Raw genomic sequence first — 15065 nt, 5'->3', positions numbered from 1 at the left:
CCTGAATCTGGATGGACTAACTATTTAGCTGTATTACCCATTTTTTATGATTATATAACTATAATACACATTATCTCAAAGTCATATATGTAATGAAAAACTCACTTACCAGAACATTCCAAAAATATTTGCGATCGCTTAAGCGTTGGTTTTCAGATACGCCAGAAAGGGCACTTTTAGAAGCTTACCAAGCAGCTCAGAGAATTAAAAACGTTGAGAACGAACATTTTGATAGCAAAAAAATATCTTTACAATCAGTAAACTATACTGAAAATGTCATGTCTTATTGGCAAGTATATCTTAATAAGAATCTAACTATTATTAAGTTCAGGCTTGCAGAATTTCAGCTTAGTCGGGGAATTGTCAATATTTCTAATTCGGTTTTATTAGAAAAATTGAAGGTTATTGATGAAGTAGTAGAGAAATATGCTATCAAAGATGAAGTAATTAACAATACTTCTTTAGTGTCAACATATCAGCCTTTAAACATTAATGATAACGAAATAAAAAAACAGCTAAATTCATCTAATATAAACGATCCTCAAATTAACCCTCCAATTCCAAAACCTAGATTGCCTAAGAATTCTATCGGCAGAAGGATTAATAAAATTCAAGCAGATTTTGCACCGCAGACAGAAGAAGAATTTATCAGGAATTATCGTCTTTCTAAAGGTAGAACAATAATTGCCCTGCGATTTTTGATAGTTCTCATTCTTGTACCGCTTTTAACTCAATATTTTTCTAAAGAATATATTGTAAGTCCAATACTAGAAAGGGTTAGAGGAGATAATGCAACTACAATATTCATCAATTCTGATATGGAAAAAGAAGCTCTCCATGAATTTCATAATTTTCAAGAAGAATTGAGATTTGAATATTTTATTAATCAAGCACCAGCACTTTCTTCAGAGTTAACACAAGAAAAAATTAAGAGTAAAGCACTTGAAATCTCGGAAGAATTTAGCAGAAAAAGTAATAGTAGTATTAGTAATGTTTTTGCAGATTTAATATCACTTTTTTCTTTTGGCATAGTTATCGCCATGAGCAAAAGAGAAATTGCGATCCTTAAGTCTTTTATGGATACCATTGTCTCTGGTCTGAGCGATAGTGCCAAAGCTTTTTTAATTATTCTGTTTACAGATATATTTGTCGGATTTCACTCACCAGATGGGTGGGAAGTCCTGCTTGCAGGATTGGCAGAACATTTAGGTCTACCACCCACTAGAAATGTAATCTTTTTCTTTATTGCTACATTTCCTGTGATTTTAAATACTATCTTTAAATATTGGATATTCCGCTATCTCAGTCGTTTATCTCCATCGGCATTAGCTACATTAAAAGAAATGGACGAGTAATTGGTAATTATCCAACACCTAAATTCACTTACTTTGAGTAAAAAATATGTTTTTCCCTATAAATCAATTAATTACGAATTACATTAGCGTTGCGCTAACGAGTCCACGAACGTTATTACGAATTACGAATTACGAATTACGAATTATTTTCACGCATTTGTCTTTTGATTCGCTAGGCTATGTATATCCTGGTTTTTCCGAAGTATACTATGGATTTTGAAAGCAAAGCTAATGCCTCAACTCCTACAGACAACATAGAGTTTGCTCAACCAACTACTACCCGTAAGCCACTGGAACTGCTGCGAGATACTGAGGCTTTACTTCGTCGCCCAACTGTAGCGAAACTGTCGCCGATTTTGCCATCAAAACTGAGTAATAGATTCCAAGCAGCCTCATCTTTGGCGGATGACTCCTTTAAGGAACTGGCAGAAATTGACCTAAATACTATTAATGATTTTGAACTGCGTTCTGCACGAATTTTTATTGGCTTGAGCCTTATTGGTTTTGGGGCACTGATGATATTGATGTTGCTGCTATACTTAAATACATTGCATCCAAAAACTAGTACAGTTGTACAAATTCGGCAATATTGGTATCAATATATTTGGTTTGTCTGTTTAGGTATCACGGGGATGTTTATCTTGGGACGTGAAGCAATGCGTCCTATGCCAAAGCGACGGAAGTAAGTAGATGAGAATAAATCGAAGTAAATTAAGTAATGTAAGAAATCTGGTTTTTACCCCACCCTAACCCTCCCCGTATGTATTGGGGAGGGAACTAGATTTTCCAGTTTCCCCCCTTTACAAGGGGGGATTAAGGGGGGTAATTCAACTTATGTGTACACCGTAGCCAATGCATCGGGGGAATTAAGGGGGGTAATTCAACTTGTGTGTACACCGTAGCCTTTATAAGGGGAGGGCTGGGGAGGGGTGATTCAAGGATTTTTGCAAGAGGACTAAAGTCCTCACTACAAACTTTTAATTATTTACGTTGCTTGATTTAACTTTCAGGAATTAACGCTTCAAAATGTGCTTGGCTATTAAATAGCTGTTAGGAGATTTTATAAATGAATCATGATGCTTTCATTGTTCCACCTGGTTCAAAGATTTCTCTGAAAAAAAACTATGACCCAGCTTATAAAACTGATTTTCATCAAAAAGCTGATGCTGCAACCAAATTACAGGTAGATATTGAACGACTAGCTAATTACCAAAATATTCTCTATGCTCAAAACACCTATGCTCTGTTGATTATTTTTCAGGCAATGGATGCTGCTGGCAAAGATAGCACTATTAAACACGTAACTTCTGGTGTTAATCCACAGGGATTTCAGGTGTTTAGTTTTAAGGGCCCCAGTGCGGAAGAATTAGACCATGACTACTTGTGGCGCTCAATGAAAGCTCTGCCAGAAAGAGGAAGAATTGGCATATTTAACCGCTCATACTATGAAGAAGCGCTAGTGGTTCGCGTCCATCCAGAAATGCTTCAAAAACAACAACTTCCTTACATTCCTAATGGCAATAAGATATGGAAACAGCGTTTTGAAGAAATCAATAACTTTGAAAAATATTTGGTTGATAATGGTGTAATTATTTTGAAGTTTTTTCTAAATGTCTCTAAGTCAGAGCAGAAAAAACGCTTTTTAGCACGGATTGACTCTCCTAATAAAAATTGGAAGTTTTCAGATAATGATGTCCGAGAACGAGCTTTTTGGGATGATTATATGAATGCTTATGAAGAAGTTTTTAATAATACTAGTACTAAATCGGCACCGTGGTATATTATCCCTGCCGATCGCAAATGGTTTACACGCCTGACCGTTGCTAATATTATCTGCACAAAATTAGAAGAACTAAATCTGCAATACCCAACAGTTAGTGAGGAACATAAGCAGCAACTTTTGGAAGCGAAACGTATTCTAGAGCAGGAAGATTAACCTGTGAATTCGATCGCTAAAGGTAAAAAAATGCTGAAGTAGTTCAAATATCCTGTATAATATATGTAAATAATAAAAAATTGTAACTTAATTAATGCTATTTGTAACTAAAAAGTTACGCAAATAGTCATAGGCGCAAAATCATGATTGAAATGGCAGAAAATGCCAAAAATCATCCACCTCACTTTACTAATGCTGCCTTTGATATAGTGGCGATCGCAGCCTCCGCAGGCGGATTGACTGCTATAATTCAGGTGCTATCGACTCTAAAAGCAGAATTTCCCGCCGCGATCGCCATTGTGCAACACTTGGCTCCCGAACATCCGTCGTTTATGGCAGAAATTCTCAGTCGGCGCACAGATATTACTGTCAAACAGGCACAAGAAGGAGATTCCCTTACCCCAGGAACGGCTTACATTGCTCCACCCGATCGTCATTTGTTGGTTAATGGTGACGGTACACTTTCTTTATCACAGTCGGAATTAGTACATTTTTTACGTCCTTCGGCTGACTTATTATTTGAATCAGTTGCAGCCACTTACAAAGACAGAGCGATCGCTCTTGTGCTAAGTGGAACGGGTAGCGATGGCACAATCGGAATAGAAGCAATTAAAAAAATGGGCGGTACTGTCATTGTCCAAGACGTAAAAACCGCCGAATTTGCGGGGATGCCCTCCGCCGCAATTAATACTGGTAATGTAGATTTTATTCTACCTCTTGATGAAATTTCTACCACCCTGGTAAGTTTAATCATGGGAAAATTTAACTAAACTCAGAGGCATAGGGACAGAGGAGTAGAGGAAATATGTATTAAAGTGCAACTAACTTAGTGTCAACATAGTTTAATGAGGCTTTGAACTCCATTAATGAGTCTTTGAACTCCGTTAATGAAGCTTAGAACTCCATTAATGAAGCTTAGAACTCCATTAATGAGTCTTTGAACTCCATTAATGAGGCTTTGAACTCCATTAATGAGGCTTTGAACTCCATTAATGAGGCTTTGAACTCCGTTAATGAAGCTTTGAACTCCATTAATGAGTCTTTGATACTTGTGGAAGCATAATCAAAACTCCACTCCTTTGTTCCTGCCCCCTGCCCCCTTAAACTATGACTTCCGCAGAAAAAGATCCTAAATTTGAAAATTTACTGGTTTATCTCAGACAAAGCCGGGGATTTGATTTTACAGGCTATAAGCGCTCGACTTTGATACGTCGAGTATTCAAGCGGATGCAGTCATTAAACATAGAAAATTTTGAAGAGTATCAAGACTATCTAGAAGTTTATCCTGAAGAATTTAATCATCTTTTCAATACGATTTTAATTAACGTCACCGCTTTTTTTCGAGATTCATCAGCTTGGGAAGAAATAGCAGAGCAAATACTGCCTAATCTGATTAACAATAAAAAAGCATCCGAGCAAATCCGTATCTGGAGCGCTGGCTGTGCTTCTGGAGAAGAAGCTTATACCCTAGCAATGTTGATGGCCCAAATATTGGGAGCAGAGGAATTTCGTCAACGAGTAAAAATCTACGCCACAGATGTAGATGAAGATGCTCTCAACCAGGCTAGGCAAGCCGTGTATTCAGAAAAAGATGTCCAATCTATACCAGATGAACTGCGGCATAAATACTTTGAATTTGTCGGGAACCGCCATGTTTTCCGCCAAGACTTGCGCCGCTCAGTGATTTTTGGTCGCCACGATTTGCTTCAAGATGCACCCATTTCGCGCTTAGATTTATTAGTCAGCCGCAATACATTAATGTATTTTAATTCTGAGACTCAAGGGCGAATTCTAGCCCGGTTTCATTTTGCACTAAATGAGAATGCCTATTTGTTTTTAGGAAAAGCAGAGATGCTATTGATGCATTCTAACTTGTTTACGCCGCTGGACTTGAAAAACCGAATATTTACTAAAGTATCGACGGTGAGTTTACGCGATCGCCTTTTAGTTATGGCAAATCCCGCAGATGACGAATCTAGCAACCGTTTGGCTCGAAATGTCCGATTGCGAGATATGGGTTTTGACACAACTCCAATCGCCCAAATAGTCATTGATACCAATGGCACTCTGGTAATGGTGAACGAGCAAGCGCGAATTTTGTTCGCCCTTTTCCCCAAAGATTTAGCTCGTCCCTTCCAGGATCTAGAACTTTCTTATCGGCCTGTTGAATTGCGATCGCTAATTGAACGGGCTTATACCGAACGCCGTCCTGTGATCCTAACAAATGTAGAGCGCTATATATCTAATACAGAAATTCAATATCTAGATGTACAAATTACGCCTTTACAAGAAACAGATAACAGCTTATTAGGAGTCAGTATTTCCTTTCACGATGTCAGCCGTTATATTAAACTTCAAGATGCGTTGAAACGTTCCCAACAAGAATTAGAAACTACCAATGAAGAATTACAATCTACCAATGAAGAATTAGAAACTACCAACGAAGAATTACAATCTACCAATGAAGAGTTAGAAACTACTAACGAAGAACTCCAATCTACCAATGAAGAATTGGAGACAATGAATGAAGAACTCCAATCTACTAATGAAGAATTACAGACAATTAATAGCGAACTGAACCAGCGCACCACAGAACTTAATCACACAAATATTAGTCTAATTTCTATTCTCAGAAGTCTGCAAACGGGAATAGTGGTAATTGACAGCAGCTTTAATATCTCTATTTGGAATTATATGGTAGAAGATTTATGGGGCTTGCGAACTGATGAAGTGATCGGCAAGTCTATTTTCAGCTTAGATATTGGGCTACCCGTCGAGCAGTTGCGATCGCCTATTCGTGAATCCCTATCCGGGAGAAAGCAGTTTCAAGAAACGATCCTCGATGCTACCAATCGTCGAGGTAGGCAAATAAAATGTTACCTGGCAATTACTCCGCTGTTTGGTGCTGAAATGCAAGGAGCAGTTTTGATGATGGTAGATGTAGAGAAAGTCAGCAGTATGATTTCTACTCAAGACATAGAGAAACGGCAGCAGCAGGAATGAGGGAGGCAGGGGGCAGCACTTCGGTTACGCTCAGTGACCGGGGGGCAGGGGGCAGGGGAGCAGGGGAGCAGGGGAGCAGGGAAGGTAGGGAGAAAAGAACTTGATTTTCTGACGATAAATCCCGCAAAGTTTCTTTGGTGGACTAATAGTTTAAACTATTGAAAAATCCAAAATCCCTTCGGGTTCGGTAGTCCCCCATCGACGGGAACCGCCAAGACGGGGGCTACCTCACCAAAATCCAAAATCCAAAATTGATTAACTCTGTGCTTACTCAGTTATCCACTATCAACGCCCTGAAACAGCCTACTAGTTCTGCTTGGTTAGAACAAGCGATCGCTAATTTAGATATCATCTTACTCGACCACTCCCACTGCGAACGCAAAGCAGCAGGCGTAGCCTTAAACATGATGTTTCGCTACCCTTCCAATACTAAAATGGTTCGGGAGTTAACTGCGATCGCCCGTGAAGAACTAGAACATTTTGAGCTAGTCAACCAATGGTTAGAACGCCGAAATATTCCCCTAGCTCCCCTACCACCGCCTCCTTACGGTGCTGGTTTAAAAGCTCAAGTACGCCCCAAAGAACCTGAGCGATTTTTGGATTCCTTACTAGTCACTGGTTTAATTGAAGCTCGCTCTCACGAACGCCTGGGACTATTAGCTGCTCACTGTCCAGAACCAGAGTTAGCAAAATTTTATCGTGGGCTAATGGCATCCGAAGCGCGTCACTACGGTATATATTGGGTTTTAGCTGCTACTTATTTCGACAAAGAAATTGTTATGCAGCGGCTTGATGAATTAGCAATTGTCGAAAGCGAGTTGCTGGCGACTTTGCACCCAGAACCTAGAATTCACAGTTAGTAGACTAACCCAACAGATATGAAGCTTCAGCTAACACACCTGAGACTGCTTGTCTCCAACTACAAAGATTCTTTTCTGTTCTACCGGGATCTGCTGAAATTTGATGTCGATTGGGGCGATGAAAATAGCGGATATGCTGAGTTTAATACCGGATATCTCAAGCTGGGTTTACTCAAACAAGAATTAATGGCTGAAGTAGTCCCAAGAATTGAACAACCTTCATACGTTGTCAATCGAGATAAAATAGTCTTGATTTTGGCAGTGGATAACGTGGATGAGGTCTATGAGCAAGTAAAGGCTCAAAATGCGCTCGTTGTGACTCAACCACAAGATCGCCCAAGCTGGGGAATCCGCACAGCTCATTTGCGCGATCCCGATGGCAATCTGATCGAAATCTACAACAATCTCGGAATTATCAGTTAAAAGTTCCTGCCAATAACGTTATAAAGTAATTAATCATGAATTAGCATGATACAAAAATGGCTTTCTATTGTTGGCATTGGGGAAGATGGATTACAGGGGTTAAGCGCGATCGCTCGTTCTTTAATCGAGCAAGCTCAAGTAATTGTGGGAGGCGATCGCCATTTAGCAATGCTTCCTACAGACGATCGACGTGAGAAACTAGTCTGGACATCTCCCATTAGTGCTTCAGTAGAGGAAATCATTCAGCGCCGGGGTCAGTCAATCTGCGTACTCGCAAGCGGCGATCCGATGTGTTACGGCATTGGTGTCACCTTAGCGCGGCGAATTCCCGTTTCTGAAATGACGATTATCCCCGCACCTTCAGCCTTCAGCCTCGCCTGTGCCAGGGTGGGATGGTCTTTGACTGAGGTAGAAACCTTGAGTTTGAATGGTCGTCCATCCTCCCTACTCCAGTCTTACATTTATCCGGGAGCGCGACTGTTGATTTTGAGTGAGGGTAAAGACACCCCAGCGCTGGTTGCTCAAATTTTGACAAATCGTGGCTATGGTGGCAGTAAAATCGCTGTATTGGAGCGTATGGGCGGCGCTCATGAAAGAATTGTAGAAGGTACGGCTGCATCCTGGAGTGAAACCGAAGTTGCGGCTTTGAATGCGATCGCAGTTAATTGTATTGCTGATACTGGGGTTATTTCATTACCAAGATTACCAGGATTGCCAGATAACGCCTACCACCACGATGGACAGTTAACCAAGCGTGAAGTTAGGGCAATCACCCTAGCAGCTTTAGCACCCACACCAGGAGAGTTATTGTGGGATGTGGGTGCGGGTTGCGGCTCAATTTCAATTGAATGGATGCGGAGTAATGCGCAATGTCGAGCGATCGCGATCGAACAAAACTCCTCTAGACTACTGTATATTGCTGACAACGCCGCCACTCTCGGAACTCCAAATCTGCAAATCATTGAAGGCAAAGCGCCCCATGCCTTGAAAGATTTGCCAGCACCAAATGCCATTTTTATTGGTGGTGGGGTGACAGCAACGGGACTTTTTGATGTTTGCTGGGAAGCACTGCGGCCGGGTGGACGCTTAGTGGCCAATGTTGTCACAGTTGAGGGCGAGCAGACTTTATTTCAATGGCATGAACGAGTCGGTGGCAATTTAACTCGTATTGCCATCCAACGGGCGGAACCTATTGGTAAATTTTTAGGTTGGCGATCGATGGCGGCTGTGACGCAATGGGTAGTAGTGAAGTCTGAAAAATTTAATGGTTAATGTATGAGTGCGTAGACGTTTCGTCTTGTCGCAGACATCGCTTTTGTAATTTGGCGATCGCAGAATCATTAAGAGATGGCTGTTGTTTTGCCTGTAATTCCTGTCGGAGATTCTTATAGGCAGATGGGTCTGCTGGCATCATCAACTCTGCAAGCAGGTTTCCTGGTTTGCGGCGGGTGCTAAGACCCATATCCTGAAGCAATTCATCAATGTAATGGAATGTAAAAGGAGTTACACATGCTCCACTGACGAAAGAATAAGGTCTATCTTTCTTCCTCCATTCCAACTCTGCCGTTACATCCTCTAACATCTGTTGCGGGGATGGTAAAGATATATTTCCTTTGACATGCTCTGATAACCACCTAGCACTAATTTCTGCTGATAACTGGGCACAGAAAGTATAGTTATAACCAACAAAACCCATCTGGGGAACATGAGGGTGAATGAGATGGCGGTAAAGATGGATAGTGCCTTCCTCATCAAATACGTGTCTGCGGTACTTCTCTTCTAAAAAGGGGATATCCTGAAGAAAGCCCGTGCCAAAGACAACAATATCTGCCTGTATTTGCTCGCCGTTATTCAATTCGACGCCAGTAGCAAGAAACTTGTCGATTTTTGTCTTCACAGCACGAATTTTGCCTGCGCGTATATGCTCAAAAAAGCCTTTAGGCACCAAGCCGACACTACAACCAATCAATTTGTTCATCGGTTGTTTGGGCACCATCCCACAAGCATCAAGCGGAAACTGTAAACGCATGATAGTCTCATTTAGCCGCCAGAATGCCCACACTAGTGGCTTGCCAAAACTATGCAGCCATTTTTCCCATCCTTGAAGTTTATGATAGGGCATCCAAGTTTCTGCAAACCGAGTTAAGAAAATATACTTGATGTTGAACAAACCGAGAAAGAAGTTGGGAAATTTCCACAACGCTTGACGGAACACAAGGGTACATTCCTTAGCCTTGCTAGCTGCGAAATTCGCTAGATCGGTGGCTGACTTGCCAAAACCGACAACAACCACTCGCTTGCCCTCAATTACAGAGCCGTCATTAAAGTTATTAGTATGTATTATCTGACCTCCGGCGGCAATGAACTCTTCCATTCCCGGCAAGTTAGGAATGTAGGGAATATCATAAGTGCCATTGCATACAATCACAAAGTCGAAGTTGTAATTTTGTTTTCCGATCTCCTTACCATCTTCTTGAAAGCTAACACTAACCATCCATCCAGGAGTATTTCCTGATTTGCGCTCCACTTTAGTTACTTTTGCACCGAACTGAATTTTTTCTGTGACACCAAAGTGTTGGGCATAGGATTCAAGGTAAGCGCATATTTGCTCTCCTGAAGGCCATTCTGGATAGGACGCAGGCATAGGATAGTCTGAGAAAGCATAGGTGTCTCTGGGATTTTGGAGCGAGAGTCCTGGGTAAGCCCTCGACCTTTCCCACACACCGCCAAGTTCCTGCCGTTTCTCGAACAATGTAACCTCGTAACCTTCTTCAAGAAATGTCTTGGCTGAGACTAATCCGCTCACGCCTGCCCCAATCACGCATATTTGTTTCGCTGTCATTTTGGGTTCTCCTCAATTATTATCGGACTTACGGAAAAGTACACGGAGTAGGGGCAATTCATGAATTGTCCTAAGAAGAAAATCAAAGCTTTGACTATTGTTTGCGTAAGTCATATATTAAATTGGCACAGGAATTTGATATGCGCTCTCGTTCACTGATGAAGTAGGTAAATGATTGTCGCTGAGGTATTCTGACTGTTCTTGAGACTTAATTACATAAGTTAAGTATTCATATTGAGAGGGTAGATTTGTACTCAGGTAATTGGCTTTTTCCTTAATTGCCTGAAATTTAGCTAGCGCCTTTTCGTCGTCAAGATGCTCCAAGAGAGGTAAACTACCTTCAGGCTTATGATTGAGTCCAAGTAACATTACCGAATAAGAGTATGTCTCGAAGCCATGAAAATATGGATTGATATTCTTTTTATTTGGTAATCTGCTTTTCCACAACTTTAACTTTTCTTGCAGTTCCGTAGGAACTTTAATTTCTTGCTTAGTTGCTTGCCAAAACTTTGTATCTGCTCGATCGCTGGCACGGTAATGGAGTACCAAAAAGTCCCGAACACCATCTAGACAGTTAGCGATCGCTCTATTATAGTTGCGGATCAACTCTTCATTGAACGATTTCCCTGGAAAGTGATTGACTAACTCTTCAATTCCATGCTGAATAAAAAATATGCCAGTAGATTCTAATGGTTCAACAAATCCACTGGAAAGCCCTATTGCTACACAGTTTTTCACCCATGAGTTTCTGTTACGTCCAATCCTCATTTGGATATGAGAGGCTTTGCAATTATCAGCAACACTTCCTAAATGCTGGCGAAATTCTTGTTCTGCTTCCTGTGCAGAGATGAAGGCGCTGGAATAAACATATCCTGTACCATCTCTGCCATACAAAGGTATATTCCAGACCCAACCTGATGAGAGAGCAGTTGCAGTTGTGTAAGGGTTGATGCCATTTTTCTGAATATCGCTTGGTATCTGTATGGCGATCGCGCGATCGCACAGTAGCGACTCTGAATAAGAAATGAATGGCTCACCAAGAGCTTTGTTAATCAAAAGACCACGGAAACCAGTACAGTCAATGAAAAGGTCTCCACTGATAATGCCATGCTCGTTAGTGTTGAGACTATCTATGCTTCCATCTTCGGTTAAATTTACATCTACCACATCATCAACAATTTGTTTCACGCCCCTCTGTATTGAATAATCTTTCAAGAATCTAGCAATTAGATTTGCATCAAAATGGTAGGCGTAAGGATATTGCCCTTCGGCATCAGCAAGTGTGATGAGATTTTTTTCAGAAAAATGTTTCTCTGAGAATAAATGTTCTACTCTGTCATCAAAGATTTTGCCATTAAGATATCTCGGAGACCTTTGGCGATCGCACAGCGTCGGTGCCATGAAGCAGGAATAATCAAATGCCTCATTGGCACTCTTAAGTTTTAACCACCATTCAGAGATACTGAATCCATCAATAAAATCAAATCTTTCAAAAGGGTGGTAAAAGTGTCTGCGATCGGAATTCCAATCAACAAATTTAATCCCCATTTTATAAGTAGCATTGCATTTTGGCATCCATTCATACTCTTGTAATCCCAGAAAATCAAAAAATGACTTGATGCTACTAAAAGTTGCTTCGCCAACTCCAATTTTTGTAATATTAGAAGACTCTACCAAGGTAATTTGAACATTTTTTTTCAAGGCTTTACTCAAATAAGCTGCCGTCATCCAACCTGCTGAACCACCACCGACAATTAAAACATTTTGTACGTGCTGTGACATAGTAAAATTTCTCCTTCCGGCTTGAATTAGGTATTAATTTTCAATTTAAATAAATTTGCTGATTAATTTATACAGTTTTCAATGGTTGCTCAATTTTATGGTTTTTGGCATATACCAAAAGACCGTTTGTAAATTGGGTAAAAACTGTAAATAAGTTTTCAACCAGTTCAAAAGCTTCTTGTTGGGCTGCTTCTGATAGTTGAATATCTTGTAACAATTGCTCTATTCCAGATGAACCTGTCATGTGACCAGTTTCAACATCCAAATGGAAATCTGCAAAATATCGGCATGATTTTTGAGTAATTGCTTTAATTTCTTTGCCAATCTCTGCTGCTATAGAAAACATTGTATTACCTGTTGCTTCGGTAACTTCAATGAGGATTAGTTTTTGAATAGGAGTAGCTTGCAAAGTATATCGATAGAGTTGATAGCTCAACCAGCGAGCATTCTGAGTTTCTTCACTCCAAAGAAATTTCAATGCATCACTAAATTGCAAGGTTTTGTCAAATTCTAGATTCTTCAAATCTTCCAGAAACCACAGCCAATGATGGTCATCTTCATAAGTATGTTTGTTAATTAATGTCTGAATTGGATCGTTTGTTGGTTCTACTCGCAAAAAATACTTATTCAGTTCTCCAAAATTCATAATAAAATGAGCAGCACATGGTGCCCAAGCTAACCTTTGTCTGGGATTTATACTTTTATCTTGCATAAAATTAAACAATGGCACTTGAGCAAATTCTTGTTTTTTTTGTTCAATCAATGCTAGTACTTGTTGCATTTTTAATTGTGCTGATTTTCAATGTTTAATATTCAAGCAGAAGTAACTTACCCATTTTGTTGTAGGAAGGTAATCTGCTCAAACTTTGATTGTTAAATTCTCAAAACTTTTTTGATAATCATTAGCTCAAAACCCACTATTTGAATAGCAAATAATGTCTAATTTGGATATTGCAGGTTTAGTTAAGAGTGTGTAGATAATTGGCCTTTGAACACACGCGATAAATCTCACCTCTACATCAGGATTTTAGGTGTATTGTGTTATATCGTATTGAGGCTAACGCTAAATTGTAACCAGGTAATTTACTGTTATTGTTTTTACTTTAACTTCAACATATCTATGTAATAAACGTAGCCTTTACTTAAGTACGCTTGTTAAGAAAGGGTCTTATATGAGCGTTTCCTGCGCTCATAAAAACCAAATCGGCTGGTTAGACCTTCTACCTTAGCTAAAATTTGAGTATATACTTGGAAATATTTTTAGACTTGTTGTAGCTCAAAGTAGTATAAATAATTACTTTACATTCTCAAGTATTAATGTAGACTCAGCAGTACGCCCAAATTCTTCTGGCGCATATTGCAGGTGAACTTCTGCACCAGGCCAAGAAAATGTCCCAGGTGTCATAGAACAAACTAAGTAATGCAAGCTATAAACTCCAGGTTTGAAGTGGTCAGCGTAGGCGATAATGCGATATCTTGCAAAAATGCACAAGAAAAAAGCGATCGCCTACTCTTGTCTCAGTAGTGGTAGTGCGATCGCTCTTTTTACAAAAGCTTATATAGTTTTGATAGTAAAGTATTCAGTACCATCTTCATCAATACTATGCAATAATTCTTTGGCTAAGTTTGACTATTGATCTACCGTCAGATTCCTCAACTTTTCTTCATCAAAAGTAAGCCCATGACGTTCTAAATATGGGCGCAAATTTATTTGAATGAATAAATCTTTTAGTTCTTGGGCAATTTCTTGGGGTGGATTTCCTGATAATGCGATCGCAATTAAACGTTCTGCTGCTTGAAATTCACCACAGTCTATTGCAAGAGTTGCAGCACTACGATGCAATACTGAACGAGTCGGTTCGGCATCAAGTTGATTGGCAATTAGTGCAGCAGCTTGGGATTCTTTTTCAAAAGCTTGTCGAGAAACTTGACTAGCTTGCTTTAAGTCTCCTCTGAGTTTAGCAGTAAAAGCTGCTTCGGCTAAATCCATCGCTTGTTTATGCAACTCCTGAATCTGACTCATTTTTCCACAATAAAAGATAGGGGTCTGCTAAATTCAACATTTAGTTAATACTAACTCTTGGGGTTTATCCAAGCTAAACAGACTGAATCTTATTGTGATTTGTTTGATTGTACTTAATTGCAGTTGCAGAAATGCAATTAAGTACAATTATTACTTCCCATCTTCCAATATTAATGTAGACTCAGCAGTACGCCCAAATTCTTCTGGCGCATATTGCAAGTGAACTTCAGCACCAGGCCAAGAAAATGTCCCAGGTGTCACAGAACGGACTAAGTAATGCAAGCTATAAACTCCTGGTTCCAGGTGGTCGGCGTAGGCGATAATGCGATCGCCTACTCTTCTCTCAGTAATGGTAGTGCGATCGCCATAAATCATTGAAAATAAAAAAGTAACTTTATTGTCAAGTTATGAAACTCAGAGTTGTATTAGAACCCAGTGACGAAGGCGGATACACCGTCCATGTTCCCTCACTTCCTGGTTGTATCAGTGAAGGAGAAACATTAGAAGAAGCATTAGAGAATATCCAAGAAGCAATAGAACTTTACCTTGAGCCATTGGAAGATGAATGGATTACTCAAGAAGGCGTAATAGTCAGGGAATTGGTACTGTGAGCAAAGTTCCCAATTTACCTTACACTCAGATTATCGCTGCTTTAGAACGGGATGGATGGATAGTTGTACGCCAGCGAGGTAGTCACATTAGATTGGAAAAAAGCATACCGGATGAAGTCTTAAAATTAACTGTTCCAGCTCACCGCCCAGTTAAGCGTTCCACCCTAGCTAAGATTTTAAAGCAGGCCCGTATAGACTTGGAAAGATTTTTAGATTTGTTGTAGCCAAAG

General features: G+C 40.0%; 15 protein-coding genes and 2 pseudogenes. 11 read left to right on the top strand and 6 right to left on the bottom strand.

Features of this window, described 5'->3' with window-relative positions; translation table 11 throughout:
• Positions 1 to 92: 92 nt before the first annotated feature.
• The 8 genes from RMZ42_RS16195 to cbiE all read left to right on the top strand — a co-directional run bounded on the left by RMZ42_RS16195 (position 93) and on the right by cbiE (position 8849).
• Entirely contained in the window at positions 93 to 1355 is a 1263-nt protein-coding gene (locus tag RMZ42_RS16195; protein ID WP_322672336.1) for a proton extrusion protein PcxA, read from the top strand.
• A 209-nt stretch (positions 1356 to 1564) separates the two neighbouring features.
• Positions 1565 to 2041, top strand: coding sequence for a hypothetical protein (locus tag RMZ42_RS16190; RefSeq protein ID WP_322672335.1), 477 nt, complete (start codon positions 1565 to 1567; stop codon positions 2039 to 2041).
• Between the two features lie 380 nt (positions 2042 to 2421).
• On the top strand, positions 2422 to 3291 hold the full coding sequence (locus RMZ42_RS16185) for a polyphosphate kinase 2 family protein (protein WP_322672334.1): 870 nt from the start codon (positions 2422 to 2424) through the stop codon (positions 3289 to 3291).
• A 143-nt stretch (positions 3292 to 3434) separates the two neighbouring features.
• A complete protein-coding gene (locus RMZ42_RS16180) occupies positions 3435 to 4061 on the top strand; it encodes a chemotaxis protein CheB (protein WP_322672333.1) in 627 nt (208 codons plus the stop codon).
• 337 nt (positions 4062 to 4398) lie between these two features.
• Complete coding sequence (locus RMZ42_RS16175; RefSeq protein WP_322672332.1) at positions 4399 to 6294, top strand: CheR family methyltransferase; 1896 nt, start codon at positions 4399 to 4401, stop codon at positions 6292 to 6294.
• Between the two features lie 263 nt (positions 6295 to 6557).
• Positions 6558 to 7154 carry a tRNA-(ms[2]io[6]A)-hydroxylase gene (locus RMZ42_RS16170; RefSeq protein ID WP_322668290.1) on the top strand — a complete coding sequence of 199 codons (597 nt, stop codon included), beginning with the start codon at positions 6558 to 6560 and terminating at the stop codon, positions 7152 to 7154.
• A gap of 18 nt (positions 7155 to 7172) precedes the next feature.
• Positions 7173 to 7577 carry a VOC family protein gene (locus RMZ42_RS16165; protein ID WP_322672331.1) on the top strand — a complete coding sequence of 135 codons (405 nt, stop codon included), beginning with the start codon at positions 7173 to 7175 and terminating at the stop codon, positions 7575 to 7577.
• Positions 7578 to 7622: 45 nt separating this feature from the next.
• Entirely contained in the window at positions 7623 to 8849 is a 1227-nt protein-coding gene (cbiE, locus tag RMZ42_RS16160) for a precorrin-6y C5,15-methyltransferase (decarboxylating) subunit CbiE (RefSeq protein ID WP_322672330.1), read from the top strand.
• On the opposite strand, the gene RMZ42_RS16155 is transcribed toward cbiE, so the two are convergent.
• From RMZ42_RS16155 to RMZ42_RS16140, 4 genes and pseudogenes are all read right to left on the bottom strand, one after another.
• Positions 8839 to 10419 (bottom strand): NAD(P)/FAD-dependent oxidoreductase, encoded by a 1581-nt coding sequence (locus RMZ42_RS16155; RefSeq protein ID WP_322672329.1) that lies wholly within the window; start codon positions 10417 to 10419, stop codon positions 8839 to 8841. The genes cbiE and RMZ42_RS16155 overlap by 11 nt on opposite strands.
• A gap of 117 nt (positions 10420 to 10536) precedes the next feature.
• Positions 10537 to 12201, bottom strand: a complete 1665-nt coding sequence (locus RMZ42_RS16150; RefSeq protein WP_322672328.1) for a tryptophan halogenase family protein — start codon at positions 12199 to 12201, stop codon at positions 10537 to 10539.
• 67 nt (positions 12202 to 12268) lie between these two features.
• Entirely contained in the window at positions 12269 to 12982 is a 714-nt protein-coding gene (locus RMZ42_RS16145) for a hypothetical protein (protein WP_322672327.1), read from the bottom strand.
• Between the two features lie 513 nt (positions 12983 to 13495).
• Positions 13496 to 13678, bottom strand: a pseudogene (locus RMZ42_RS16140) (hypothetical protein); the annotation flags it as partial.
• A gap of 7 nt (positions 13679 to 13685) precedes the next feature.
• Between RMZ42_RS16140 and RMZ42_RS16135 the strand changes: the two are divergent.
• Entirely contained in the window at positions 13686 to 13838 is a 153-nt protein-coding gene (locus tag RMZ42_RS16135) for a hypothetical protein (RefSeq protein ID WP_322672325.1), read from the top strand.
• Here the strand turns inward: RMZ42_RS16135 and RMZ42_RS16130 are convergent.
• Positions 13832 to 14224, bottom strand: coding sequence for a hypothetical protein (locus RMZ42_RS16130; RefSeq protein ID WP_322672324.1), 393 nt, complete (start codon positions 14222 to 14224; stop codon positions 13832 to 13834). The genes RMZ42_RS16135 and RMZ42_RS16130 overlap by 7 nt on opposite strands.
• A gap of 150 nt (positions 14225 to 14374) precedes the next feature.
• Positions 14375 to 14554: pseudogene (locus RMZ42_RS16125) on the bottom strand (hypothetical protein); the annotation flags it as partial.
• Positions 14555 to 14631: 77 nt separating this feature from the next.
• On the opposite strand from RMZ42_RS16125, the gene RMZ42_RS16120 reads away from it, so the two are divergent.
• Entirely contained in the window at positions 14632 to 14835 is a 204-nt protein-coding gene (locus RMZ42_RS16120; protein WP_322672322.1) for a type II toxin-antitoxin system HicB family antitoxin, read from the top strand.
• Positions 14832 to 15059: a type II toxin-antitoxin system HicA family toxin gene (locus RMZ42_RS16115; RefSeq protein ID WP_109007162.1), complete on the top strand. Its 228-nt coding sequence runs from the start codon at positions 14832 to 14834 to the stop codon at positions 15057 to 15059. The genes RMZ42_RS16120 and RMZ42_RS16115 overlap by 4 nt, the downstream gene beginning before the upstream one ends.
• The last annotated feature ends 6 nt before the right edge of the window (positions 15060 to 15065 follow it).

Source organism: Nostoc sp. DedQUE05 (assembly GCF_034530955.1).
Lineage (GTDB): Bacteria > Cyanobacteriota > Cyanobacteriia > Cyanobacteriales > Nostocaceae > Nostoc.
The sequence above is the reverse complement of the archived record's forward strand: the minus strand, read 5'-3'. Positions and strand labels throughout refer to the sequence as shown.

What these genes read in the sequence shown, in the direction of transcription:
- RMZ42_RS16195 (WP_322672336.1), top strand. Translation starts at nt 93, where the DNA reads ATGAAAAACTCACTTACCAGAACATTCCAAAAATATTTGCGATCGCTT.
- RMZ42_RS16190 (WP_322672335.1), top strand. Translation starts at nt 1,565, where the DNA reads ATGGATTTTGAAAGCAAAGCTAATGCCTCAACTCCTACAGACAACATA.
- RMZ42_RS16185 (WP_322672334.1), top strand. Translation starts at nt 2,422, where the DNA reads ATGAATCATGATGCTTTCATTGTTCCACCTGGTTCAAAGATTTCTCTG.
- RMZ42_RS16180 (WP_322672333.1), top strand. Translation starts at nt 3,435, where the DNA reads ATGATTGAAATGGCAGAAAATGCCAAAAATCATCCACCTCACTTTACT.
- RMZ42_RS16175 (WP_322672332.1), top strand. Translation starts at nt 4,399, where the DNA reads ATGACTTCCGCAGAAAAAGATCCTAAATTTGAAAATTTACTGGTTTAT.
- RMZ42_RS16165 (WP_322672331.1), top strand. Translation starts at nt 7,173, where the DNA reads ATGAAGCTTCAGCTAACACACCTGAGACTGCTTGTCTCCAACTACAAA.
- cbiE (WP_322672330.1), top strand. Translation starts at nt 7,623, where the DNA reads ATGATACAAAAATGGCTTTCTATTGTTGGCATTGGGGAAGATGGATTA.
- RMZ42_RS16155 (WP_322672329.1), bottom strand. Translation starts at nt 10,419, where the DNA reads ATGACAGCGAAACAAATATGCGTGATTGGGGCAGGCGTGAGCGGATTA.
- RMZ42_RS16150 (WP_322672328.1), bottom strand. Translation starts at nt 12,201, where the DNA reads ATGTCACAGCACGTACAAAATGTTTTAATTGTCGGTGGTGGTTCAGCA.
- RMZ42_RS16145 (WP_322672327.1), bottom strand. Translation starts at nt 12,982, where the DNA reads ATGCAACAAGTACTAGCATTGATTGAACAAAAAAAACAAGAATTTGCT.
- RMZ42_RS16135 (WP_322672325.1), top strand. Translation starts at nt 13,686, where the DNA reads ATGCACAAGAAAAAAGCGATCGCCTACTCTTGTCTCAGTAGTGGTAGT.
- RMZ42_RS16130 (WP_322672324.1), bottom strand. Translation starts at nt 14,224, where the DNA reads ATGAGTCAGATTCAGGAGTTGCATAAACAAGCGATGGATTTAGCCGAA.
- RMZ42_RS16120 (WP_322672322.1), top strand. Translation starts at nt 14,632, where the DNA reads ATGAAACTCAGAGTTGTATTAGAACCCAGTGACGAAGGCGGATACACC.